At 70.3% G+C, this 24,760-nt stretch carries 22 protein-coding genes; 3 read left to right on the plus strand and 19 right to left on the minus strand.

Annotation, left to right across the window (positions count from 1 at the left end; all coding sequences use genetic code 11):
* Positions 1-83: 83 nt before the first annotated feature.
* A complete protein-coding gene (locus YIM_RS29190; RefSeq protein WP_153033381.1) occupies positions 84-1,466 on the minus strand; it encodes a sulfatase-like hydrolase/transferase in 1,383 nt (460 codons plus the stop codon).
* A 265-nt stretch (positions 1,467-1,731) separates the two neighbouring features.
* Positions 1,732-2,310: a dihydrofolate reductase family protein gene (locus YIM_RS29195; RefSeq protein WP_153033382.1), complete on the minus strand. Its 579-nt coding sequence runs from the start codon at positions 2,308-2,310 to the stop codon at positions 1,732-1,734.
* A gap of 111 nt (positions 2,311-2,421) precedes the next feature.
* Between YIM_RS29195 and YIM_RS29200 the strand changes: the two genes are divergently transcribed.
* Complete coding sequence (locus tag YIM_RS29200; RefSeq protein WP_153033383.1) at positions 2,422-3,303, plus strand: LysR family transcriptional regulator; 882 nt, start codon at positions 2,422-2,424, stop codon at positions 3,301-3,303.
* Positions 3,304-3,317: 14 nt separating this feature from the next.
* Here YIM_RS29200 and YIM_RS29205 read toward each other — a convergent pair whose 3' ends face one another.
* From YIM_RS29205 to YIM_RS29280, 16 genes are all read right to left on the minus strand, one after another.
* Positions 3,318-3,884 carry a dihydrofolate reductase family protein gene (locus tag YIM_RS29205; protein WP_153033384.1) on the minus strand — a complete coding sequence of 189 codons (567 nt, stop codon included), beginning with the start codon at positions 3,882-3,884 and terminating at the stop codon, positions 3,318-3,320.
* 75 nt (positions 3,885-3,959) lie between these two features.
* Positions 3,960-4,967, minus strand: coding sequence for an aspartate carbamoyltransferase (gene pyrB, locus YIM_RS29210; RefSeq protein WP_153033385.1), 1,008 nt, complete (start codon positions 4,965-4,967; stop codon positions 3,960-3,962).
* 41 nt (positions 4,968-5,008) lie between these two features.
* The gene (locus tag YIM_RS29215; protein ID WP_153033386.1) at positions 5,009-6,238 is read right to left on the minus strand and encodes an MFS transporter; all 1,230 of its coding nucleotides are present in this window, start codon (positions 6,236-6,238) and stop codon (positions 5,009-5,011) included.
* Positions 6,235-7,437, minus strand: coding sequence for an ATP-grasp domain-containing protein (locus YIM_RS29220; protein WP_153033387.1), 1,203 nt, complete (start codon positions 7,435-7,437; stop codon positions 6,235-6,237). The genes YIM_RS29215 and YIM_RS29220 overlap by 4 nt, the downstream gene beginning before the upstream one ends.
* Positions 7,434-8,630: an acetyl-CoA carboxylase biotin carboxylase subunit family protein gene (locus YIM_RS29225; RefSeq protein WP_153033388.1), complete on the minus strand. Its 1,197-nt coding sequence runs from the start codon at positions 8,628-8,630 to the stop codon at positions 7,434-7,436. Before YIM_RS29225 ends, YIM_RS29220 begins: the two co-directional genes overlap by 4 nt.
* A 22-nt stretch (positions 8,631-8,652) precedes the next feature.
* Positions 8,653-10,104, minus strand: a complete 1,452-nt coding sequence (gene phnY, locus YIM_RS29230; RefSeq protein ID WP_153033389.1) for a phosphonoacetaldehyde dehydrogenase — start codon at positions 10,102-10,104, stop codon at positions 8,653-8,655.
* Positions 10,101-10,826: a TSUP family transporter gene (locus tag YIM_RS29235; RefSeq protein ID WP_153033390.1), complete on the minus strand. Its 726-nt coding sequence runs from the start codon at positions 10,824-10,826 to the stop codon at positions 10,101-10,103. Before YIM_RS29235 ends, phnY begins: the two co-directional genes overlap by 4 nt.
* A gap of 1 nt (position 10,827) precedes the next feature.
* Positions 10,828-11,916: a hypothetical protein gene (locus YIM_RS29240; protein WP_153033391.1), complete on the minus strand. Its 1,089-nt coding sequence runs from the start codon at positions 11,914-11,916 to the stop codon at positions 10,828-10,830.
* Positions 11,916-12,107, minus strand: a complete 192-nt coding sequence (locus YIM_RS29245) for a hypothetical protein (RefSeq protein WP_153033392.1) — start codon at positions 12,105-12,107, stop codon at positions 11,916-11,918. The genes YIM_RS29240 and YIM_RS29245 overlap by 1 nt, the downstream gene beginning before the upstream one ends.
* A gap of 28 nt (positions 12,108-12,135) precedes the next feature.
* Positions 12,136-13,017 carry a TauD/TfdA family dioxygenase gene (locus YIM_RS29250; protein ID WP_153033393.1) on the minus strand — a complete coding sequence of 294 codons (882 nt, stop codon included), beginning with the start codon at positions 13,015-13,017 and terminating at the stop codon, positions 12,136-12,138.
* Positions 13,018-13,056: 39 nt separating this feature from the next.
* Entirely contained in the window at positions 13,057-14,337 is a 1,281-nt protein-coding gene (locus tag YIM_RS29255; RefSeq protein WP_153033394.1) for a tetratricopeptide repeat protein, read from the minus strand.
* 20 nt (positions 14,338-14,357) lie between these two features.
* A complete protein-coding gene (aepY, locus tag YIM_RS29260; RefSeq protein ID WP_153033395.1) occupies positions 14,358-15,506 on the minus strand; it encodes a phosphonopyruvate decarboxylase in 1,149 nt (382 codons plus the stop codon).
* Positions 15,500-17,341: an alpha/beta fold hydrolase gene (locus tag YIM_RS29265; protein ID WP_153033396.1), complete on the minus strand. Its 1,842-nt coding sequence runs from the start codon at positions 17,339-17,341 to the stop codon at positions 15,500-15,502. The genes aepY and YIM_RS29265 overlap by 7 nt, the downstream gene beginning before the upstream one ends.
* Positions 17,338-18,357, minus strand: a complete 1,020-nt coding sequence (locus YIM_RS29270; protein ID WP_153033397.1) for an aminotransferase class I/II-fold pyridoxal phosphate-dependent enzyme — start codon at positions 18,355-18,357, stop codon at positions 17,338-17,340. The genes YIM_RS29265 and YIM_RS29270 overlap by 4 nt, the downstream gene beginning before the upstream one ends.
* Complete coding sequence (locus YIM_RS29275; protein WP_153033398.1) at positions 18,354-19,574, minus strand: hypothetical protein; 1,221 nt, start codon at positions 19,572-19,574, stop codon at positions 18,354-18,356. Before YIM_RS29275 ends, YIM_RS29270 begins: the two co-directional genes overlap by 4 nt.
* Positions 19,575-19,601: 27 nt before the next feature.
* Positions 19,602-20,528, minus strand: coding sequence for an isocitrate lyase/phosphoenolpyruvate mutase family protein (locus tag YIM_RS29280; protein WP_153033399.1), 927 nt, complete (start codon positions 20,526-20,528; stop codon positions 19,602-19,604).
* A gap of 457 nt (positions 20,529-20,985) precedes the next feature.
* Here YIM_RS29280 and cysD point away from each other — a divergent pair, with 457 nt between their 5' ends.
* Together cysD and cysC are read left to right on the plus strand one after the other, a co-directional pair.
* Positions 20,986-21,876 (plus strand): sulfate adenylyltransferase subunit CysD, encoded by an 891-nt coding sequence (cysD, locus tag YIM_RS29285; protein WP_153033400.1) that lies wholly within the window; start codon positions 20,986-20,988, stop codon positions 21,874-21,876.
* Positions 21,876-23,708, plus strand: a complete 1,833-nt coding sequence (gene cysC / locus YIM_RS29290; RefSeq protein ID WP_153033401.1) for an adenylyl-sulfate kinase — start codon at positions 21,876-21,878, stop codon at positions 23,706-23,708. Before cysD ends, cysC begins: the two co-directional genes overlap by 1 nt.
* 30 nt (positions 23,709-23,738) lie before the next feature.
* On the opposite strand, the gene YIM_RS29295 is transcribed toward cysC, so the two are convergent.
* Positions 23,739-24,746, minus strand: a complete 1,008-nt coding sequence (locus YIM_RS29295; RefSeq protein ID WP_153033402.1) for a methyltransferase — start codon at positions 24,744-24,746, stop codon at positions 23,739-23,741.
* Positions 24,747-24,760: the final 14 nt, after the last annotated feature.

The following is a 24,760-nucleotide window of genomic DNA, read 5'->3' on the forward strand; positions in this document are numbered from 1 at the left end:
GGTATCGATGTTGATCAAGGGAGCGTTACCCCCGTGACACCGTTCCCGCGAGGGGCGCCGGCGAGTGCTGCGCGCGGACACGGTCAGGGGTAAGGCAGTAGATCCTTGTCGATTTCGTCCCAGCGTGCGCTGAGTTGGGCGGCGATCTCCGGTCGGCGCTGGACCAGGTTCGCGTTTTCACGCGGGTCGGCGCTGAGGTCGTACAGTCCGCCGGGCGCCGTGCCCTGGCGCAGGAACTTCCATTGGCCGCGGCGCAGCGCTCTGGCGGATTTCGTCCGCCAGAACAGATCGTGCTGTGGCGCGCTCGCACCGTCGAGAAGGTAGGGCGTGAGGCTGTGCCCATCCAGGGGATATTCGGCGGCGGGTCGGGCTTCGGCCAGGTCGAGGATCGTCGCGGTCCAATCCTGGGTGATCACCGGGACGTCGCTCACCTGCCGCGGCTGGATGCGGGCGGGCCAGCGAATTATGTTGGGCACCCGGATTCCGCCCTCGTTCAGTCCGCCCTTGGCTCCGGTCAGTGGCCACTGGTACGACCAGCGTTCGCCGCCGTTGTCACTGGAAAACAGGATGAAGGTGTCGCGTTCGCCGCCGCTTTCCCGGAGTGCGTCCAGTATCCGGCCGATGCCGGCGTCCATCGCCTCGACCATCTCTCGGTAGGTGTCGAGGGAGCCCCCGTCGTTGTGCATCAACGCCTGCAAGTCGCCTGAGGCGAGCCGCTCGGTGATTTCCTCACTGACGGACTGGTCGCCTGGCGCCTCCCACGGCCAGTGTGGCGCCGTGAAGTTGACGTTGAGCAACCACGGCCCCTCGCGCGCACCGAGGACGAACTCGGCGGCACGGTCCGCGATGGTGCCGGTGTAGTAGTCGAGCGACTCCACCGGCACCTCGCCTTCGTAGAGGTCACGACCGCGTCCGGTCATTTTGGAATAGTAGTCGAGAGCACCGCCGAAATTGCCGAAGAAGGTGTCCCAGCCCGATCGTGTCGGGCTGAACCACGGAAGAAAGCCACAATGCCATTTGCCGTACATCGCGGTGGTGTACCCGGCTTGCTTCAGCAGTGAGGCGAGGGTCGGATGCTCGGGCGGGATCCCGTGCAACTCGTTCGGCTGGCTGATCGGTTCCTCCAGGCCGCCGGGCAACCGCCCCGGGTAGCGTCCTGTGTAGAGCGCGAAGCGCGTCGGTGAGCACACCGCCGCCGCCGAATAGGCGTCGGTGAACCGCACACCGCCCTCGGCGAGACCGTCCAGGTGCGGAGTGCGGATATGCAGCGAGCCATAGCAGCTCAGATCCGCCCAGCCGAGGTCATCGCCAAGAATGACCAGTATGTTCGGCCGCGGCGCGACCTCGCCGAAAGCACCGGCACGGAACGGACGCGCGCTCGCCGCCGCCCGGCCGACCCCGAGCACCGGAACGGCGGCCGCGCCCACCGCCCCGGCGACAACGCTTCTCCTGCTGATTTTTCCCATCTCGAGTCCCCTCCCGGCTGATGCACTGATATCGAGCATCCCGGGAATTCGACGACGCCCACAAGGCGATTCCCGGCACTCACAGCACTTCCACAACAGCTCACAGGGTGGGCACAGTTGGCGGCACGACGGTGTCCGCTGCGATATTTCGCCCGCACCTATTCCATCCACAATGGACACAGCACGAGTGGCCCTACCTCGTCGAGACCGAGTCGCTGCCGGGTCGGCAATCAGTGCTCACCATCGGCCGCAACGGTGGCCCACATCAGGTTCTCACCGCCGCACGTGGCTGAGGCCGGTACCGCACGTTGACTTCCGACACGGGATCACCTTCACCGACCCGGTGCAGCCGGATCGGCGTCGCGCCGGGGTTGTCGTACAGCCGGATGCCGTCGCCGAGCAGAACCGGAGCGAGGTGCAGATCGATCTCGTCGATCAGTCCCAGGTCCAGAAGCTGACGGCCGATGCTGGGTGAGAGCACCTCGAGGTTCTTGCCGCCGGCCGCCTCCAGGCCGATCCGCACCGCCTCGGCGGGCCCGCAGTCGAGGAACGTGACTCCGTCGGCGGGCGTGGCGTCCTCGGGATGGTGGGTGAGCACAAAAACCGGCCCTTCCCAGGCGCCGCCATACGTACGGCCGCCGGACGCGACGGCCAGGTCCCAGCCGTCCCTGCCGCCCAGCACGGCGCCGGTGGTCCTGACGTACTCGTCGATCAGACCAGGGCGGTTCGAGAGCCCGGCCATCCAGTCCATCGCGTGGCCAGGCCCGGCCACGAACCCGTCCAGTGACATCGTGAAGTGCCAGAGCACCTTCCCGTCCGCGGTCCTCGGCTCGGTGTCGTACATGTGTCGCCTCCTGGGTCTGCTTGCCGGTCGTGACCGATCCTGGCTCCGGGCAACGCGGTGATCAACGAGAAGATCCACCACGATTGTTCAGCCGTACTGAATAATGCGGGCATGGAACGGCAGGACATCGAGGTGTTCCTCACGCTGGGTGAGGAACTGCACTTCGCCCGCACCGCGGAACGCCTGCGGCTGGCCCCGGCCTCGATCAGCCAGACGATCAAGAAGCTGGAGCGCCGGTTCGGCGCACCGCTGTTCACCAGGACCACGCGGCGGGTGGGGCTGACCCCGCTGGGCCGGCAACTGCTGGACGACCTGGGCCCGGCCTACCGTCAGGTCGAGGCCGCCATCGAGCGGGCGATCACCGCCGGTCGCGGTGAAACGGGCGAACTGCGCCTGGGCTACATGTCCGCCGCGGTGGCACGCCGGATGCTGGCGCTCATCGACACCGTTCGCGGTCACGCACCCGGCATTCGGGTGGACATCCGCGAGACCGCCCTGTCCGATCTGTACGGTCCGCTCCGCCGAGCCGAAGTCGACCTGTCCGTGCTCCCCCTGCCCGTCACCGAACCCGATCTCACCGTCGGGCCCGTGCTGCTGTCCGAGACCGCGCTGCTCGCCGTCTCCGCCTCCCACCCCCTGGCCCGGCGTGCACCGGTGACAGCCGACCACCTCACCGAGCAGACTTTCCTGTTCGCCCAAGGCCTTCCCGGGTACTGGGTCGAGCACCACCTGCCACTGGCCCGCTCAGCGGTCAGCGTCACCACGCTGCCCGGGTTCCAGGAGATGCTGGCCTACGCCGCGTCCGGGCACGGCGTCGCCGTCGTGGGCGCCCAGGTCGAGCAGTTCTACCCACGCCCGAACCTGGCCTGCCTGCCCATGGAGGGCGGCTCCACCTTCGACTACGCCCTGGTCTGGCGCACCGACGATCTCAGCCCTCCCGCTGCCGCCTTCCTCCGCCACGTCGTCAGTTCTGGTAGGCCCCCGACGCTGTGATCGCACCTGTCCTATCAGTGCCTCGTCTCGTATCGGGTCATCACCACACCGCCGGGAAACGTCCGCGTCTCCACCAGGTTCAGGTTCACCCAGCCGTCCAGCGCGGTGAAGAACGGCGTGCCGCCGCCCACCAGGACCGGATGGGTGACGATCTCGTACTCGTCGACCAGCCCGGCCCGCATGGCCGCCCCGGCCAGCGTCGCGCCACCGACCCTCATCGGCCCGCCGTCCCCCGCCTTGAGCCGGGTGATCTCGGCGACCGCGTCGCCGGTGACCAGGCGGGTGTTCCAGTCGACCTGGTCGATCGCCGAGGAGAACACCACCTTCGGCGTGTCCCGCCAGTTCCGCGCGAACTCGATCTCCGCCTCGGTGGCGCCGGGCTGCTGGTCGCCGGTCGGCCAGTGGGAACTCATCGTCTCCCACAGCTTCCGCCCGTACAGCATCAAGCTGATCCCCAGCTCCTGGTCGAGCCACCACTGGAACAGCTCCTCGCTCGGCGGCCCACCCCAGCTGATGTCGTCGCCGGCCGCGGCGATGTAGCCGTCCAGGGTCAGGTTCATGCCGAAGATCAGTTTCCGCATCGTGCATGCCTCTCTCGTGAGTCGATCGCACACGTACAGACGGGCGCGGCGCGAAAAGCTGATCGGTGCCAGGTACTAGGCGGGGTGGTGCCAGGTGACCGGGCGGGCGGTGTCCTCCACCTGGTCGGCGACGCCAAGCACGAGGGCGAACACCGCCATCCGCACCGGGATCCCGTTGTCGGTCTGGCGGAAGATGGCCAGTTCGGGGCGGCCGTTGAGGTCGTCGTCCAGTTCACTGTGGCCGGTGCGGCTGTCCCGCGGCAACGGGTGCATCAGGATCGTGCCCGGTTCGCACACCCGGTCGTACAGCGCGGCATCGATGCGGAAACGGTCCTGGAAGCCCTCCGTCGTGATGTCCGCGGGCAGGCGCTCCTGCTGGATGCGCGTCGCGTAGATGATGTCCGCGTCGCGCAGGCCGTCTTCCAGTACATCCGTCAGGTCGACGCGGTGACCACGCTCGCGCAGCAACTCGGCCAGGTGGTCCGGCAGCTGGAGTTCGGCAGGGGCGACACAGGCGAAGCGCAGCGGACCCTCCCCGGAGAGCAGCTTGACCAAGGAGTGGACCGTCCGGCCGAACCGGAGATCACCCACCAGCGCGACGGTCGCGCCGCCGACGCCGCCAGGGCGCAGATCCCGCTCCCGGCACAGGGTGTAGAAATCCAGCAGCGCCTGCGTCGGGTGCTCACCCGGGCCGTCACCACCATTGATCACCGGCACCTTCGCCGCCGCCGCGAACTCCCCCACCGCGCCCTCGTCGGGGTGCCGGACCACGACCACGTCGGCGTATCCGCTGACCACCCGGCTCGTGTCGTGGATCGACTCGCCCTTGGCCATCGACGAGAACGCGAATCCGGTGGTCTCCCGCACGTGCCCGCCCAGCCGGTTGAACGCGGCACCGAAGCTCAGCCGCGACCGGGTGCTCGGCTCGAAGAACAGGTTGCCCAGCACAGCGCCTTCCAGCACCCGCGTGGTCCGCTCCCGCCGGGCGTACGGCAGCATCCGATCGGTCACCTCGAACAGGCGCTCCAGGCGCGCCGGGGTGAACTGCTCGACCGTGAGGATGTGTTCACCAGCAAAATCCATCGGACCTCCCGTGACGAAGCGTGCACCCAGGGTAGGCCCGATCAGCGGACGCCGGAGGACGCGCGGGCGGGCCAGGGCGCACCCGCCAGGCGCTTGGTCGCGCCCCCTGCCAGCACGAACAACGCGGCGACCGGAAGCCACGTCACCGCACCGAAAACGGCGAACGCCGACACCACCACCGGCCCGAGCGAGCGCTGGAGGCCGATCCCGATGCTGAACGCGGCGAGGTACCGGCCGCGATCGGCCTCGGGCGCGTGCGAATGGGACAGTTCCCATGCCCCCGCCACCTGCAGGGATTCGCCCAGGGTCAGCAGCACCACCGCCACCACCAGCACAACGACGGCACCGGCGCCCGGCAGCAGCGCGGCCGCGGCGAGGCACAGGCAGGTCGCCGCCAGCAGCCATCCCGCGATCAGCTCCGCCCGCGCCGCCCCCCGCATCGTCGCGGCCACCCGGCTCAGCCGCCGTTGCAGCACCACCACGAGCACCGTGTTCAGCGCGAACATCAACGGCAGCACCGACGCCGGAACGGTCGTGTGCCCCAGCACGAACAACGGCAGCGCGAGCAGCAGCATCGTGTCGTGCAGCAGCATGACCACGTTGAGCAGCCCGAGCACGAGGTACCGGGGCCGGACGCCCACCAGCTGCCGCTTCGGCCGGTCGGTGCGGGGCGCCCTGGTGTTGCGGATGCCGCCGAGCAGCAAGCCCGCCAGCGCGAACGAAACCGCGTTGCCGATCGGGATCGCGTCGTACGCCTGGGCCGTGCCGATCACCAGCGCCAGGCTGGCGGCCAGCGCACCGAGGGAGAAGCCGGCGTTGCGCAGGGCACGGACGTAACCCATCGTCTCGGACCGCCGGTCGTCGCCGACCGCCACGCCGACCATCGCCTGGAACACCGGCGCCGCGACCCGGTCGGCGATCGTGACCGCGGTGAGGATCGCGACGAACGCCGCCGTATCGCCGGCCAGGGGGTAGAGCGGGTAGATCGCGGTCCTGGCGAAGTGCGCCACCCGCAGCGTCCGGGCGTAACCCACGCGGTCGGCCAGCGCGCCCAGTGGGGTGACCAGCACCAGCGCCACCACGCCCGCGACGGCGAAACCCGCGCCGATGGCCACCGTGTCCAGCTTCAGCCGGAGGCTGAAGTACACCACCGCCCCGGACATGAACAGGCCCGATCCGAGTGAATCCGCCAGCGCGGACGCCGCGATCCGCCCGGCACCGGGCGGCGGGACCACGGTGTCGCGGATCGCCGCGGTGAACCGGTTGCTCACGTCCCGCCCACCACGATCTCCAGCGTCGCCACCGCACGACCGGCCGCCTCCGCGGCGGTTCCGCTGTCCGGCGCCACCGCGGTGCAGAAGGCCACCCGATCGGTGGAACTCCGGATCGGCACGGTCAGCCGCACCCCGGGCGCCTGGAGCACCTCGCAGGCCGTGACCCACGGCAGGGCCTGTGCCTCGGCACGCTTTTCGACCGCGACCAGCGGCCGCGCGGCGGGCGGGACCGCGTACCTGATCGCCCCGAACCACGATCGCCTGCCGGTCTCGGCCAGCTTCGCGTCCAGCGTGCCGAGCACCTGTTCGCCGAACACCTGGCGCACGGCCAGTTCGACGAGGTCGATGCCGGTCGCCGCGTGCAAGAGTTGCGGGATGCGGTCGCCCCCGGCGCGGCTGTGGGTCTCCACGATCTTCGGCCCGGCAGCGGTCAGGATCAGTTCCGTGTGCGACGGACCGTTCTCCAGGCCGAGGGCGGTCAGCACGGCCGCCACGTACTCGCGCACCGGTGCGTCGGCGCCGGTGGCCTCCCGGACGTCGTGGCCGAGTTCGACGAAGTTGCCGTCGATCACCTTCCGCGTGATCCCGACGATCCGGTGGACGCCGTTCTCGGAGAACGCCTCCACGCTGATCTCCTCGCCGTCGAGAAACGGTTCGGCCACCAGGTCGGCGCACCCGGCGAGCGCCAGGCCGTCGGCATCGGTCACCTTGACCACACCCGCGCTACCGGTGCCCGATCTCGGCTTGACGATCAGCGGAAACCCTTGGACGCGGGCGAAACGGACCAGGTCGTCGCTGCTGGTGATCGTCGCGGACGGCAGGTCCTCGACACCGGCGGCCCGGAGCCGCTCACGCATCGCGGCCTTGTCGTAGACGTTCCTGATCACCTCGGGCGAGTGGAACCGCAGCCCCAGCCCGGTGGCGATCGCGGCGGCCCGGTCCTGGTCGAATTCGCCGAACGCCCCGATCACGTCGATGGGCGTCACCTCGTGCACGGCCCTGGCGAGCGCGACCCACTCCCGTTCCGGTGCCGTAGCGCTCAGCGCGATCACCCGCTCGCAGTCGGCGGGATGCCGGACCTTCCGCAACCGCGGCAGCGCGACCATGGTGGTGATGACGACCTCCGGCCGCAGGTGCTTCATCACGCCGGTGACGTCGCGCGCCCCGGCGACGACCAGCGCGTGCCGGACGCTCATCGGACCGGGGTCACGGTCACCGACGTGAACACGTTCTCGATCCACGCGTCCAGCTCGTCCGGATCCGGACCGGAAACCAGGCCGGAGAAGGCCAGGTTCTCCGGCCGGTAGTTCGCGCTGGTCCCGGTCGGCACACCCGCCGGCAGGATCTGGTGCTTGACCAGCACCGGCGCGGTGAGCACACCGGGTGGCACGGACACCGACACCGGCGCGCCGCCGTAGGTGTGCCCTGGGAACAGGAACATGCCGTTGAACAGATCCGGCACCGGCGCCTCCAGCAGGTGCCGGGCGAGCTTGCCGTCGACCTCGGTGGCCATGTCGAACGAATGCAGGTGGATGCCGGTGCGCCGCCGGAACATCTCCACGACGTGCCCGCCACCGCAGCGGGCGGCGACCTCCAGGAAAACCGGCCCGGTGGCGGTCATGATGGCTTCCAGGTGGAAGGTCAGCGTCTCGCCGCCGAGCGCCCGCACGCAGTCCACCGCCCACGCCGCCAGGTCCGGTTCCGGGAACTGCACCGAGCCCAGCGGCTCGCTGTGCTCGAACATCATCGGCGTCCGCACGTACCGGGCGGCCTGCACGGCCACCGGTTCGCCGCCGTGGAGGTAACCGTCGACGTGCCAGATCGCCCCGTCCAGGTACTCCTCGACCTCGTACCGCGCGATGAACCCGGGGTCAGCCGCGCCGCGGTCCGCGACCAGCCGCCGGGCCGATGCGTAGTCGTCGCACAGCTCGATTCCCTGGCTGGCGTTCGAATCACGGGGCTTGACGATCGTTTTGCCCGGCCACGGTGCCTCGTCCGGCAGCTCGCCCACCGGGGCGAACCGCGGCACCCGGATCCCGGCACTCGACAGCACGGCCTTCATCGCGACCTTGTCGCGGAAGTTGACCGCGAGTTCCGGCCGCATCCCGGGAATGCCGAACTCCGCCCGCAGTTCGGCGGCGGGCAGGATCAGCAGCTCGTGCCGCGCCAGCAACCGGTCGAACCGCTCCTGCCCGGCCAGCCACGGCCGGAGCTGCTCGGCGACCGGCCGCCCGGGATCGAGCACGAACCGTCCACATCGGACGGAATCGGGGATGTCCTCGACGTACTGCGGGGTTCCGGCGTAGACCACGTCGTGGCGGCGGTGGTCGATGGCGCGCAGGTAGCCCACGCGCTCGAACTTGTTCTGGTTCAGGACGAGGATGCGCATCGGCTGCTCCAACCCGCGACGATCACGGCGAAATCCGCCACGGCAGGGAATAGGTCTTGACGTTGGTGTAGTTCTTCATCGCCTCCAGCACGCCCTCCTTGTGCCCGAGGCCGGAGTCCTTGAGCCCGCCGAACGGGGTCGACTCGACGCGGTAGCCGGGGGTCTCGCCGACGTTCACGGTGCCGGCGTGGAGTTCGCCGACGAAGCGGATCGCCCGTTCGAGGTCACGGGTGAACACGCTCGCCGACAACGCGTACCGGCTGGCGTTGGCGATCCGGATGGCCTCGTCGTCGCCGGAAACCGTGCTGACCGGCGCCACCGGGCCGAAGGTTTCCGTGCTCACCAGCGGCAGGTCCGGCCGCACCCGGTCCACCACGGCCGGCGGGTAGAGCGCGCCGTTGCGGTCACCACCGCACAGCATCCGCGCGCCCGCCGCCACCGCGCCGGACACGGCGCTTTCGACCGCCCGCGCCGCGGCTTCGTCGATGACGGTCCCGATGTCGGTCCCCGGATCCAGCGGGTCCCCGCACACCAGCGCGTTCGCCTGGGCCACGAGCAGGCGGGTGAACTCGGCGGCGACACCGGCGTGGACGAGCACCCGCTTGACCGCGGTGCAGCGCTGACCCGAGTTCCGGAACGCGCCGGCGGCGACCAGGCTCGCCGCTTCCCCGAGGTCGGCGTCGTCCAGCACGATGGCCGGATCGGCGCCGCCGAGTTCGAGCACCACCCGCCGGTATCCCGCGAGCCCGGCGATCCGCCTGCCGACCGCGCTGCTGCCGGTGAAGGCGACCAGGTCGACCCGCGGGTCGGTGACCAGCACCTCACCGATCTCCGCCGGATCCCCGGTCACCACCTGCACCATTTCGACGGGGACACCGGCTTCGTAGAGCGTGTCCGCGAAGGCGAGCGCCGACAACGGGGTTTTCTCCGAAGGCTTGACCACGATGCGGTTCCCGGTGGCCACCGCCGGGGCCACCTTGTGCACGACCTGGTTCAGCGGGTGGTTGAACGGCGTGATCGCGCAGATCACCCCGAGCAGCGGCGCCCTGGTGGTGAACACCTTGCGGGCGCGGCCGTGCGCGGAGGTGTCGCAGGCGAACACCTGGCCGTCGTCGACCAGCGCCTGGTTCGCCGCGGCCAGCAGCACGTCGCACGCCCGGTCCACCTCGTGCCCGGTGTCGGCCAGGCTCAGCCCGGACTCCATGGTGATCAGCCGGGCCCACCCGGCCCGCCGCCCGGTGATCAGCTCCCTGGTCCGCATCAGCGCGGAGTACCGCTCGTACCTGGTCAGCGGGCTCCGGTAGGCGGCCGCCACCGCGATGGCGTCGCGCACGTCCGCCGCCGTCGCCCGGCCGGCGGTGCCGACGAGCCGCCCGTCGTACGGGTGACGCACCTCGATCACCTCGTCGCGGTCGAGGACCTTGCCGCCGACGCGGGGTCCGTCGTGGCGAGGTGCCCAGCCGGCGACGGTCATGACGCCTGCCAGATGAGCACGCCCGCGCCGCCCAGCATGAACACGGAGAAGTACGTCTGGTACCGCCGATCCGACACGCCGCGGTACACGCTCCGGCCCACCAGGGCGTAGGCGGCGGCGACCACGACCGGTGAGAACAGGCCAGGGCCGTACGCGGGCAGGCCGTTCACCGCGTACAGCGTGACCAGCTGGGCCAGGGCGAACCAGGCGTAGGACAACGTCACGAGCCGATGGATCTCCGTCTTCGACTCGGCGCGGGCACCCGCGTACACCGCGAGCAGCCCGCCGCCCATGTTGGTCAGCCCGTGCACCAGCGCGATGCCGGTGAGGGCCGGGTTGCCCGCCCTCGCGCACCAGCCGCGAAGCCGCTCGCGCGCGACCGGGACCAGGCGCACCACCGCCACCGCCACCAGCAGCGCCGCCACCGCGTACCGGATGTCGAGCCCGTCGAACAACAGCAGGCCACCGAGCATGCCCGCGGCGATGGCGGGCACCGTCCACATCGCCACCACCCCGGCTTCCGCCGGCCGGACCCGGTGGTCGAACCGGAGTTGCAGCAGGCTCAGCGCCAGCGACGCCGGCAGCAGCACGTAGAGCAGTTCGGTGTACCCGCTGCCCAGGATCAGCAGCAGCGGCGTGCCGAAGAACAGCAGCCCGACGCCGAACACGGACTGGATCACGGCCAGCAGCGCGACGATCGTCAGCAGCAGCACGGGATTCATCTCACGCCCCCGCCCGCACCGGGGAAAGCAGCCGTGCGATCAGTCCGGGCAGGACCTCCGCGTCGTCGGAGCCGACCACCCGGTCCGCGTCGATGCCGAGGCGGTCCGCCAGCGCGGCCCGGTTCTGCTTGAAGGTGCCGATCGCCAGCGGTTCCCGGCCCAGCCGGTCGAGCTGGCGCAGCCCCTCGGCCGCGCCCATCGCGTCGTTGACCATCATCACGCACGACGCGTCCAGTTCCGCCATGATCTCCAGCGCCTCCGGCGCGCAGGCTTCGAGGAAGTCCCCGCCGATCTCGACCACCACCAGCTCGGCCCGTTCCGCGCAGTGGGCGATCAGCGTGGTCAGCATGGCCCGGAACTCCTTGCGCGCCACGCCGTAGGTGGAGGCCATCCCGGCGTCGACGAAGTCGGTGACCACGTCGTAGTTCGCCGCGCGGTAGTGCAGGCAGTCCTTCGCCCGGCCGGTGCCGCAGGCCTTGATCGCGGCGGTGCGGATGCCCGGCAGCCGGCGCTTGACCGCGATGTTCAGCGAGCAGACCATCGTGGTCTTCCCGACCTCCGCGGAGGTGCCGCAGACGAAGACCACCGCGGCCGCGGGAACGGCGGGTTCCGCCGGCGGGACCGGGATGACCGGCTGGTCGGCGATGTTCAGCGTCCGGCCGCCGACGGCCGGGAAGCCGACCACCTCCAGCGGCAGCGCACGCGATCCGTAGTACGCGGGAACGGCCACGCATTCGGCGGCCAGTCCGCCCTGGGCGACCAGGTCCAGCTTGCTGCCCGCGCCGATCGGCCCGGCGGGCAGCTCCCCGAAGAGATTGGTCCCGGAGCGCCGGGTGCCCAGCAGCACCACCAGTTCGTCGCCCCGGTAGAGCTTGACCGGCGCGCCCGCGCTGTCCTCCACGTGGTCGTAGGCGCCGGTGCTGTCCAGGCAGCGGACGATGACCAGGTCACCGTCGCGCGGCTGCTGGTGCTCCACCGCCAGTTCCGCGTCCCGCAGCCGTTCCGGGCCGTTGCGGACGCACGAGCAGACCAGCTTGACCGGCACGCCCGCGACCACGTGCGCCCATCCGTTGCTCCCGCCGCCCGGCATCAGCCCGGCCCGTCCAGTGCCACCAGCTGCACGGATGAGACGTTGCGGTGCTCGACCTCCTTGAGCGAGGCGACCGCGGTGTCGAACGAGCCCACCGCGCCCTCGGCGGCCTGGGCGTCGAGCATGCTGTCGAGTTCGCCCTGCAGCTGCTCGCACGCGGCGGCCAGCCGGGCATCCTCCTGATCGGTCATCGGACCCATCCCTCCTCGGAACAGTTCTTCAGCGGACGGTGACGCTCCACAGCTCACGCGGGTTGACCTCGACGTGCCCGTCCCGGTCGCGCTCGCCGACGATCTTGTGCCTGCCGTGGGCGAACCGGTTGTTGTCGAGCAGCAGCAGGTCCCCGCTCTCCAGCGGGAAGCTCACCTGGTTGGTTTCGTCGGCGGCGTTGTCCACCAGGTAGTCGAGGGCCCGCCGGTAGGCGTCGAACTCGGGGATCTCCGCCTCCAGCGGCAGGATCTTCTCCTGCAGGTCCTGCTTGAGCCGGACACCGACGTCGAACCGGCCGGCCGCGTCCGGCAGCTCGTAGCACAGCGGCAGGTCGGCGTTGTCCTCGCGGACGTTGTTGGCCTGGAAGGTGATCGGCGTGGTGCGCAGGCGGGTGAAGTGCTGCTCGAACTCCTCCCCGTCACGCTCGGCGAGCTTGCCGAACAGGTCGCGCCAGCACAGCACGATGGATTCGCCGCGCTCCCCCTCCGGGGTGTCCCGCCAGCCAGGGTCGACCATCAGCATGGCGAAGTACGCGGGCCGGGGCGTCCGCCACGACCGCGCCGAATGGGGTCGCAGCCCGCCGGCCACGTAGTGCACCGACTGCTTGGTGTACTCCCCCTTGCGCTTGTACTTGACCCGGTTGATCTGCGGGTGCGGGTCCTCCTTGTCCAGGTCGCTGCGCGAGGCGTAGTTCGCCAGCGGGGTGCCGAACCCGCGCAGGAACTCCAGGAACCGGCCCGGATCGGTGTCGAATCCCCGCACCAGGCAGATCCGCTGCGCGGCGAGGACCTCGCCGGCCGCCTCGATCGTCTCGGTGACGGATCGCCCGGCGGCCTCGACCGGGGCACCGGTCAGTGCCGCCGCGGTGAGCCGGGTGTCGTTGAGCTGCATCGGATCGCTCTCCTTCGGATGTGCGGACCGGGGCACCGGTCACGCGGGAACGGGTTGGGGTGGCGGACCGGCGGTGCTCGCCCGGTCCCGGTAGCGCCGCGCCTCGGCCGCGTCACCACCGGTCCGCAGGATGGTGGCCGCCAGTGCGGTCAGGATCAGCCTGCCGGCGTCCGGCCGGTCCGCCCGCTGCCGGAGCAGCGCCACCGCGTCGTCCGGTTTTCCCAGCCGTACCAGCAGATCCGCGAGTTCGACCGGGACGTCCTGCTGGGCTTCGTTGCCGTCGAGGCTCTGCCGGTAGAGCACCTCGGCCAGGCGCGGATCGCCGAACTCCCGGTCGGTCAGCCGCGCGAACTTGCCCAGGGTGTAGGGATGACGCGGCCTGCCGGACAACGCGCGCAGCATCAGCCGCCTCGCCTGCTCCGGATCCGCCAGCTCCCGCCAGACGAACAACGCGTAGTTGCACAGGGTGCGGGGGTGGCCGGGGTCCAGTTCGAGTGCCCGCCGGTAGCGCTGCCCGGCGTAGTCCGGGTCACCGTGCTTGTGCTGTGCCAGCAAGGCGAAGTTGCTGTGCACCCTGGCGTGGCGGGTGTTCGCGGCGACCGGCCGTCCCGCCTGCCGCTTGACGTCGTCGGGTGCCCAGTGGATCTGCTCGGTCCAGAGGGTGAGCAGCCGGTTGTCCTCCGCGGTGGCCGGATACCTGGCCCGCATTTCACCGAGCCCGATCGGGTCCGGGCGCCCGGCGAGGTAGCCGAAGCGCGCCATGGTGTTCCATTCGGAGACCGTGATCAGTTCCTTGAGTTCCTCCGGGTAGTCGGGCCGCACGGCGGTGGCGTTGATCCGCTCGCCGTCGGCCAGCGCGCCTTCGTCGACGTCCACGCCGATCCGCCGCAGGAACCGCGAGAAGTCCGCGGCGAGGTTCTCCTGACGGCCGACGAAGCCGATTTCCGCGCCCGGCGGGCCCACGTAGGAGTCGTAGATGTTGCCGAGCGCACCCGGCAGGATGGTCACCGCCTTGCGGACGAAGGTGGTGAAGTCGTCGCTTCGGCAGTGCTCGTCCAGCGGGTACTGGGGCCGCCAGCCGCCTTCCATCCGGTAGGACCAGTACGACCGGTACCAGTCGATCGGATCGCGGACGAAGGCGCCGATGAGGTCGTAGGAGTTGCGATCGTAGGCGTCGAGGAAGTCGTGGTCGCGCATCGCCGGGTCGCCGACCTGCTCGGCTTCGATGCCGAGCCGTTCGACCTGTGCCCGGATCCAGGTGCTGCCGGTTTTCGGCACGAGCAGCAGCAGCGCGTTGCCGCCGGGGAAGTACAGGGCCATCTGCGTCTCCGTCCTGGGGGTCAGTCGGTCGGGTGGTCGCGGAAGCGGAGGGCCAGCTCGGGCAGCGGCTCGCCGGGACGCGGCAGCCCGCCGGTCTCACCCGGCCGGACCAGGCAGTGCACCAGCACCGGTCCGTCGGCGCGTTCCATCGCCAGCTTGAGCCCGGCCCGGACGGCTTCGAGGCCGTCGCAGCGCCAGGCGGCCCGATACCCGCAAGCCAGCGCGGTGGCGGCGAAGTCGACGGCCGCACCGTTGGTCCGCTGGCCGCCGGTCGATTCGTGCCTGCCGTTGTCCAGGAGGACGTGCACGAACCGGCCGCGGGCGTAGCGGGCGGCGGTGGCCAGCGTGCCCAGGCGCATCAGCAGGGCACCGTCTCCGTCGAGCACGGCGACCGGACGGCGGCCGGCGGCCGCGATCCCGATGGCGATCGCGGGCGCGCACCCCATCGAACCGGGCATGTAGAAGTGGTTGTGCCGATCGTCCAGTCCGTAGAGCGCGCGTGCGGTGTAGCCCGTGGTGGCCACTGTGGACGTTCGCCGGGTGTCCAGCTCCAGCCAGGCGGAGAGCACTTCGGACCGGCTCGGCCGATGCCCGTCCCGCAGGATTTCCGCCTGCCGCGGCACATTCGCTTCGGCGGGTTCTTCCGGCGGTGACGGCTCGACGGTGTCTACGGTGTTGTCGAAGGTGCCCTTGGTGAACACCAGTGCCGACGATTCCCGGTCGGCACAGCGGTCGAACGCGGCCGCGAGTTGCGCCGAAGCCGTTTCGGGCGCAGGCGAGAGGTCTTCGCTGCGCACTCGCAACAACCGCAGGAGATCGTGGGTGATCGCGCCCATCAGCCGGTGCTGGGGCTCGTCGGTGCCCGCGGGCCAGCCGCGGCGTGAAACGCCGAGCACCACCGGGATCCGGAACGGCTCGGCGAGCGACGCCAGCGGATTGGTCAGGTTGCCGAGGCCGGAGTTCTGGCACAGGACCACCCCCTGCCCGCCCGCGAGCCACATCCCGGCCGCGATCGCCACCGCCTCACCCTCCGAAGTGGACGACCAGTAGGGCGCGTCCCCCGACTCCAGCAGACAGTAGAGGCCGGACGCGTACGAGCACGGCACACCGGCGATTCCGGTGGCGCGTGCTCGCGCCAGTTCGGCCAGGAACCATTCGGGCTTCAGCACGGCAACGCCCCTTCGAGTCCGGTGGGCAGGTCCAGGTAGGCGGGAGTGCGCAGCAGCCGCATCGAAGACGGTCCGGCCGGGGCCGCCACCACACCGGTGTCGAGCACGTGGCGGGCGAGGAAGGCGGCGGTGAGACCGTCCACGGCCCGGCGGTTCGCCGCGCCGACGATCTCGTGTCCCTCGTCCGGGAACAGCGCGAGCACCGCCGCCCGGCCGGTTCTCGCCAGGCGCATGAACATCGTGGTGGACAGGTCGGCGGGTACCCGGCTGTCGTGCGCACCGTGGACGAGCAGCACCGGGCAAGCGATCTTGTCCGCGTTCGCCACCGGTGACCTCGCGACCAGCGCGGCCCGCTGCTCGTCGTCCCGCGGATCCCCGACGCGGCGGCGAACCATCGGCGCCGCGGTACGCCAGCGCTCGGGCGGCGCTTCGGTGAACCGCACCAGGTCGGTCAGCGCGGCCGAGGCGACGGCGCAGCGGAACGGCCGGGACGAACTCGCCGCGAGCTGGAGCACCGCGTAACCGCCGTAACTCCCGCCGACCAGCGCGATCCGCTCCGGATCGGCGTGGCCGCGGCGGACCGACCAGTCGAGCGCGTCCTCCAGGTCTTCCTGCATCGCGGCACCCCACTGCCGGTCGCCCGCGTTCACCCAGGCGGGCCCGAAGCCGGTCGACCCGCGGAAGTTGATGTCGATCACGGTGTAACCCAGGCGCGCCAGCCACATCCGCCGCTCGTCGTACTCCCAGTGGCTCCGCCGCCACGGCCCGCCGTGCACCAGCAGCGCCGCGGGAGCCGGCCCCAGATCGCCCGCTTTCGCCAGATAGGTGACCGCGCGCAGGCCGTCGCGCAGTGGCACGCTCACCGGACGGCAGCTCACCGCCGGGGTCCGGGGCGTGCCGCCCAGCCGGACGACGGTGCCCGCGGCCGGGTCGTGGACGAAATACCGGGCCGCCGCGTCGGCCGGTCGTTCGGCACACAGCCACCGGTCCCGCCCGCACCGGTCGATGAGCAGCGGTTCGCCGCCCACCTGCCGTCGAAGGGCACCGAGATCGCGGGCGAGGCCGGGCCGCAGGGCCACGGTCCGCCTGCGGAAGCGCTCGACCTCCGCGAAATCGGGCCTGCCCGTGTCCGGTGCGGCGTGCACCTGGTTGATCCCGGCCCGGCGCACCGAGAGCAAGGTCTCCTCGACCGAGGCGGGTTCGCCGTCGGTGCAGCGCAGGCCGGCCAGCCGGGTCCCGTCGCCGCCGTCGGGAAGGACGAAGTACGCGACCGCGCCGGTGGCGGAGAAGTGGCTGAACCGGACGTCCAGCGCGTGCTCGTGGGGAACGTGGAGAAACAGGCGGCCGTCGTGCCACAGATCTCGCGAGCCGTCCTCGTTCACCGTCTCGGTCAGGCGGGGCCGGAAGGCGGAATCGAAGTACACCGCGGAAAAACCGGTGTCCTCCAGCACGGTCGTGCGCCGGCCCGTCCGCAGGCAGACGGTCTCGTAGTGCCCGGCCGAAACGAGGACCTCCTCCGGCCGTCGGGAACTCAAGCCGGCCAGCTGGACCCCGGCCGTCTCCACCAGCGGCGTCCACTCCCGTTCGTCGGCCGAGAACCGGTACATCAGCGGCTGTTCCGCCCCCGTCGGATCCGCCGGTGCGATGCCGATGCCGGGCGTCCGGGACCAGGTGAAGCCCCGGGCCCGAGCCGGGCCGCTGCTCACCCGGTCCAGTTCGACGCCGGTTCCGGCATCACACAGCACCAAGCTCGTCGCCGTCGCACCGCTGCTCAGCCAGGCGACGTACTTGCCGTCCGGGCTCAGCGACGGCGGCCCGCCCAGTTCGCCGGTCACCGGGACACCTCGTGCCGGAACCGGGCCTGGCAGTCCAGCACCACTTCGGCGACCGCGTCGTCATGAGGTGGCGGAGGCACCGAAATCCTTACCCCGGCCGGAAAACTCGCGGGATATCCACGAAGGTCGTGCAGCCGCCGCACGCGATAGCCCGCGGTTTCGAGAGCGGCGGCCAGTGGTGCCGGTGTCTCCAGGCAGAGGTAGTTCGCCTCGGACGGCCACACCGACATGCCTTCGACGTCCGCGAACAGCTTGAGCAGGCGATCCCTGGTCTGGCGGGCCGCGTCGATGCTGGCACGTACCGGTTCGGGATGGGCCAGCAGGTGCTTCACCGCCCGCTGTGCCACCCCGGAAACACTGTTGGGCAGCTGACGCCAGGACGTTCCGCCGGGAGGCGGGCCGGCCAGCAGTGCCGACGCCCCGAAGCCGATCCGCAGGTTCGCCAGTCCCCACGCCTTGGAAAAGGTCCGGACCACCACCAGTTTCGGCCGCGATTCGACCAGCGACAAGGCCGTGGTGGCCGCGAAGTCCGCGTACACCTCGTCCACGATGATCACCCCGCGCGCCCGTTCGGCCAGCGCCGCGATGTCTTCGACGGCGAACTGGTAGCCGAGCGGATTCCGCGGCGAGGACAGGGAGAAGATCGCATCTTCGTCGTCGAGGTACGCCTCCAGCGCGGGCATCAGCTCGGCCGGCCGCCGGACCTCGGCCACGCGCCGCCGCCAGCCCTCCTGGGCGCAGAGGGTGGCCGTGAGGTGGAAGTTGGGCACGACGTCCACCACCAGGCCGCGGTAGAGCGAGCGCAGCAGCATTTCGATCACCTGGGTGGCCCCGGCCCCGACCCGCACGGTTTCCGGTCGCAGCCGGTGGTATCCGGCGATCGCCGCGGCGACGCCGTCCCCCCACGTCTCGTCCTTGCTCGTCACATCCATCCCGTCGACCGCGGCGAGCACACCGGCGGTGTGCGATCCCGGATCGAGGAAGTGGCTTCCCGTCCAGATGAGATCGGTGCTCACCCGAACCTCCGCTTCTTGCCGCCCAAGGGGGTGATCCGCTCGCACCGCTGGAGCACGACCGGCTCACCGGGTGCCAGATCGGCCATGGCCGCCGCCAGCGCGTTCACCAGCACGGCTTCGTCCGCCGCGACATCAGGGGTCCAGCGCAGCACCGCCGGTTCCTCGCCGGTCACCAGCTGGAAGTCCAGCAAGCCGGGCAGGAAGCCGATCCGGGCGGTGACCACGTCGGCCGCCACGTCGGCGCCGGCCAGGCGCACGACCTCGGGCTCCCGGCCCCACAGTTCGGCCAGGAACTGGCGGCCGGTCCCGTCGGTGACCAGTTCGGCACGGTCGCCGGTGCGGTACCGCACGAACACGGTGCCGCGGTAGAGCAGATTGGTCACCACCAGTTCGCCGACCCCGGATTCGGCCAGCGTGCCGTCGTCCGCCCGGACCTCCAGCCGCACGTTCTCGCCGAACACCTCGTACCGCCCACTCCCCGGTGCCGTGGCGGCGATGAGCCCGCCTTCGCTGGAGGCCAGTGCGTCGACCACCGGAGCGCCGAAGAAGCCGGTCAGCCGGGCTCGGTCGTCGGCGTGCAGCGGCTCGCCGCTGACCAGCACCAGCCGCGGCGACCACGGTGGCCGGGACCGTCCCTGGTCCAGCAGGGCGGCCCGCAGGTCGAGCAAATAGGTCGGCTTGCCGTACAAGATCGGCGCACGCAATCTTTCGTACAGACGTGCGACGTCGGCCACGCTACCGAGTTGAACCCTCGCGTAGAGCGACGAATTCAGCGACGGAAGCGGCCTGACGAAACTTTCGCGCCCCAGCTTGTTGCTGACAAAAAGCACGGCGGGCTTTCCCGGTTCGAACTCACCGACGCCGAGACCGGCGCGCTGGGCGAGCTGCGCGAAAAAATGGTAGTTCACCCCGTACCAAGCCGCGTCGTCGACGGATATGCGCAACGGAACTCCGGACGTGCCGCTCGATGTCAATTCCCGGACGCACTTATCAGGTGACGGACGGAAATCGTCCGGTCGCGTCAGGTGCGCGGCGCGGTCGGTGACCGGAAAGGCACCGAGTCCGCCGGGAGGCAGCTCCCGGTAGTACCGGATCCGAGCCCTGGCATACTCCAGCAGGGAATCGAGCCCCCGTGCCCGGCCCGCCCATTCGGCGTGCATTCTCCGCACGTCCTGGACCGTTTCGGCGATTCCGGTCGCCGCACCGGTACCCGTCACCGCGCTCACCCCGGCCCCGGCCGGTTCTCAGGTGGCCCGGGAAGTGGCCGACTGCAGCGCGGATGTCCTTGGTGCACTGCCGGGCGGCACGTAGCTGCTGTACAGGTCCTTCGCGAGATCGAGTTCGGCGTTGTTGGCCAGTTCGAACACCCGGGGCAGCGCGGCGATGGTGCCTTCGAGGTCGCGCATGGTGCGGCGGTCGCGCAGCTCCCCGCACAGCTCCTGCATCGCGGTGATCGCCGCGCGCAGGCTCTGGTTCGCCCAGATCGCGACCGAAACGCCCGCGCGCTCGAACACCTCCGCCAGCACCGTGGAGTACTTCGTCGGCACGATCGCCACCGGAACGGGCCAGTGCCACTCGCGCATGAACGCGAGGATCTCGTCCGGCACGGACGCCTTCGAATGGATCAGCACCGCGTCGGCGCCGGATTCGGCGTAGAGGTGACAGCGGTCCAGCGCCTCGGCCAGCGGACGGCCCGCCACGAACGCCTCACACCTCGCCACCAGGAACAACTCGTCACCGGCGGTGTCCTTCGCCGCCTTGAGCCTGCCGCAGAACTCGGTCTGCTCGGCGAGCACCTGGCCGCCTTCGATGAACGAGTTCGTCTTCGGGAACACCTTGTCCTCGATGCAGGCCCCGCCGACCCCGATCCTGGCCAGCTTGCGCGCGACGATCCGCACGTTGTTGAAGTCGCCGTAGCCGGTGTCGATGTCGACCAGCCCCGGTACCGACACGCGGTCGGCGACCAGTTCGATCCGCTCGACCACCTGCGTCCACGACAGTTCGTTCGAATCACGCAGGCCGCTCGTGGCCGAGAGGCCCAGGCCCGAGAGCCAGACACCGGCGAAGCCCGAATCCTCGGCGATCACCGCGGACAGCGCATCGTGCGCGCCCATCAGGAAGTCGAGTTCGGCGCGCTCGAAGATGCCGGCCAGAACGCGTGCTTTGGTCATGGTCTCCTCCTCGCGGCGAGCGCCGGCGACGGCGGGAACCGTCGTGCGGCCGCCTGGAAACAGTGCTCAGTTCAGCAATGCGGACTGGAGCGACGAGAAAGAGCGGCACCCTATTCGGTGATCGACTGACATGCTCTCCCCCAGTTTGAAGATCGTCCCACGCGACGTCGTCCACCGCCGGTCTGGCCGACGTTAACCGCGTGTTCAGGTTCCCGAGCTTCACGAAGTCGAACACCAGAGTCAACCGGACATATCCATATCATTCGAATGGAGTAGTTCCACCAGCCACCTGATCCCACCCGGCGAACCGGACGAAACGGTATTCGATCAAAGCCGATTATCGATCATCGCCGGTATTGATCCATTTCCACACAGCGGAATAGGTATTGAATAATGGCTATTCAGCGGGCAGGCCATGTGGTAAACACCGTCTCCGTGGGAATTCCGGGGGGCGCGGATGCGTGGCGATAGATCACAACTCGAGGTGCTCGAGTCCGAGGCGATTCACATTTTCCGGGAAGTCGCCGCGACGCTCGAGCGCCCGGTTCTGCTCTTCTCCGGCGGCAAGGACTCCGCGGTCCTGCTGACGCTGGCCGCGCACGCGTTCTGGCCGGGCCCCATCCCGTTCCCGGTGCTGCACGTGGACACCGGGCACAACTTCGGCGAAGTGCTCGAATTCCGGGACGCGGCGGTGGCCCGCCACGGGGTGCGCCTGCTGGTCGCCGACGTGGCGGCCGACCTCGCCGCCGGGACGGACCCGGCAGCGAGCCGGAACCGGCTGCAGAGCCGGACTTTGCTCCGCGCACTCAGGGAAAACCGGTTCGACGCGGCCTTCGGCGGCGCCCGCCGGGACGAGGAGAAGGCACGCGCGAAAGAACGGATCTTCAGCTTCCGCGACGAGTTCGGCCGCTGGGAACCGCGAAACCAGCGGCCCGAGCTGTGGAACCTCTACAATGGACGGCACCGGCCCGGTGAGCACATTCGCGTTTTCCCGCTGTCCAACTGGACCGAACTGGACATCTGGGCCTACATCGGGGCGGAAGGGATCGAGCTGCCCTCGCTCTACTACGCCCACCGCCGCCAGGTCATCCCGCGCGACGGCCTGCTCCTGCCCCGCTCGCCGCTGCTCGAGGCCGGACCCGGCGAAGAGGTGTTCGAGGCGACCGTGCGCTTCCGGACCGTTGGCGACGCGACCTGCACCGCCTGCGTCGAATCGACGGCGACCACGCCGGAACAGGTGCTCGCCGAGGTCACCGCGACCAGGGTGTCCGAGCGCGGCGCGACGCGGGTCGACGACCGGTTCTCCACGGCCGGCATGGAAGACCGCAAACGGGAGGGCTACTTCTGATGCCGGAACTGCTGCGCCTGGCCACGGCGGGCAGCGTGGACGACGGCAAGTCCACGCTGATCGGCCGCCTGCTCTTCGACTCGAAGAACATCCTCACCGACCACCTCGAAGCCATCGAGCGCGCCGGTGACGGACCCGACCTCGCCGCGCTGACCGACGGGCTGCGCGCCGAACGCGAGCAGGGCATCACCATCGACGTCGCCCACCGCTACTTCGCCACGCCACGGCGGCGGTTCGTCATCGCCGACACCCCCGGCCACGTCCAGTACACCCGCAACATGGTGACCGGGGCGTCCACCGCCAACCTGGCCCTGATCCTGGTCGACGCCACCAAGGGCCTGGTCGAGCAGTCGCGCCGCCACGCGTTCATCGCCGCCCTGCTGGGTGTGCCGCACCTCGTGGTCTGCGTGAACAAGATGGACCTGGCCGGGTGGTCCGCCGAGGTGTTCGACCGCATCCGGGCGGAGTTCAGCGACTTCGCCAGCCGCCTGGACGTGCACGACCTCGTGTTCATCCCGGTTTCGGCGCTGCACGGGGACAACGTGGTGCACCGGAGCACCGAAATGCCGTGGTACGACGGCCTGCCCCTGCTCACCCACCTCGAACAGGTGCACATCGCCTCCGACCGCAATCTCATCGACGCGCGCCTGCCGGTGCAACACGTGCTGCGCGGCGTCGACGACGGCTTCCGCGGCTACGCGGGCACGATCGCCAGCGGGACCTTCAGGCCCGGTGACGAGATCATGGTCCTGCCCTCCGGCGCGCTCACCACCGTCCGGGACCTGCACGGGCCGGGCGGGAAACCGCTGTCCGAGGCGGTCGCCGAGCAGGCGGTGGTGGTGCGGCTGGACGGGGAACTCGACGTCGGCCGCGGCGCGCTGATCTGCCGCCCCGGCAACCGTCCCCAGACCGGCCGCGACCTCGACGCGATGGTCTGCTGGCTGGCCGAACGGCCGGACCTGCGCCCGGGCACGACCTACCTGCTGCGGCACACGACCGCCGAAACACGTGCGGTGGTGACCACGCTCGACTACCGCATGGACGTCAACACCCTGCACCGCGACGAGCAGCCGGATTCGTTGTCGCTCAACGAGATCGGCCGGATCCGGCTGACCACGCACACCCCGCTGCACTTCGACCCGTACCGGCGCAACCGGCACACCGGCGGGTTCATCCTGCTGGACGAAACGTCGGGCAGCACCCTCGCGGCCGGCCTGATCCTCGGCCCGGCGCTGGCCGCCGGAAACGTCGTCCGCCATCCGGCGGCGGTCAGCCGCGAGCAACGCGCGAGCCTCGGCGCGACGGTGTGGCTGACCGGTCTGCCCGCTGCCGGGAAGTCGACCATCGCGAGCGAACTGGAGCGGCTGCTGACCGCCGCGGGGAGGCCGTGTTATCTGCTCGACGGGGACAACCTGCGGCATGGCCTCACCAGCGACCTCGGCTTCGCCCCTGGCGACCGGGCCGAGAACGTGCGCCGGGTCGGCGAGGTCGCCAAGCTGTTCGCCGACGCCGGGCTGATCGCGATCGTCTCGCTGGTCAGCCCGTACCGGCGTGACCGCGACCAGGTGCGGTCCACGCACGAAGCGGCCGGATTGCCGTTCCACGAGATCCACGTCGACACCCCGGTCGACGTCTGCGCGGCACGGGACCCGAAAGGCCTGTACGCCAAGGCGCGAGCCGGTGAGATCACCGGGTTCACCGGCGTCGACGCGCCGTACGAACCCCCTGGCGCCCCCGAGGTCGTCCTACGCGGCGGCGACCCCACCGTCGCGGCCGCCGAAATCGCCGGGTTGGTCAGCGAGACCCGGAACTCCGCGATCCCGAGGAACTGACCGATCGAGTCCTGGGCAGCCCTCGTGCGGTCAGGCGGGTACCGCCTCGATCATGGATACGGTGCCGGGGGTGGGGATTATCCGCGTGATCCGGAAACCGGCCCGGTCGAAGATCCGCTCGAACTCCGGTTGGGTGCGTTCCTGCCCCGGGAGCAGCAGCAGCATCAGCATGTCGACCGCCTTGCCGAAGTGCGGGTCGTTGCCGGGTGGGATGACCGCGTCGATGGCGAGCAGGCGGCCGCCCGGGTTCATCGCGCGGCGGCAGTTCTGCAGGATCCGGACGCACTGGTCATCACTCCAGTCGTGGAGGATGTTCTTGACCGTGTAGAGGTCGCCGGCGGGCACCGAGGAGAAGAAGTCGCCCGGGTGCGGGGTCCACCGGTCGTCGGCGCCGAGTTCGGGGAGTACGTTGCCCGCCAGCACTTGTTCCTGGTCGAGCAGGATGCCGCGCAGGCCGGGTCGGGCACGCAGCGCCGCGAGCAGCAGGCCGCCCCGCCCACCGCCGACGTCCACCACGACTCCGCTGTCCGGGAAGTCGTAGCCGTCGACGATGTAGCCGATATCGCCGGCCGAGTAGGCCGCCATGCCAGCGTCGAACAGCGCGCCGAGTTCCGGATGTTCGGCCAGGTGGACGAAAACGGGCTTGCCGAAGCGGCGGTCGAACGCCGGCTCACCACGTCGGATCGCCTCGGTGAGGTCGGCGGCGGACTGCCACCAGCCGTCCTCGGTCACCAGGAGCACACCCGCCCGCAGGGACCGGGGAGCGTCGGCCCGCAGCAGATCCGCTTGGGGCGTCAAGTGGAACCGGCCACTCTCGTCCTCGCGGAAGGTCCCGTGGGAGGCCAGGAAACGCAGCAGGCGCCGCAGGTACGGACCGCTCGTCCCGGTCAGCTCGGCCAGTTCGGCCACGTCTCGCGGCCCGTCGGCCAGCTGCTCGGCCAGCTCCAGCAGCGCCGCCGCCCGCAGCGCGGCGGGGTACAGGAAAGCTATGGACTCGCCAAGGATGTGCCGGTACGCATCCTCTGATGTGTTTGTCATCTCCCTTTCATGGC

The organism is Amycolatopsis sp. YIM 10, from assembly GCF_009429145.1.
Lineage (GTDB): Bacteria > Actinomycetota > Actinomycetes > Mycobacteriales > Pseudonocardiaceae > Amycolatopsis.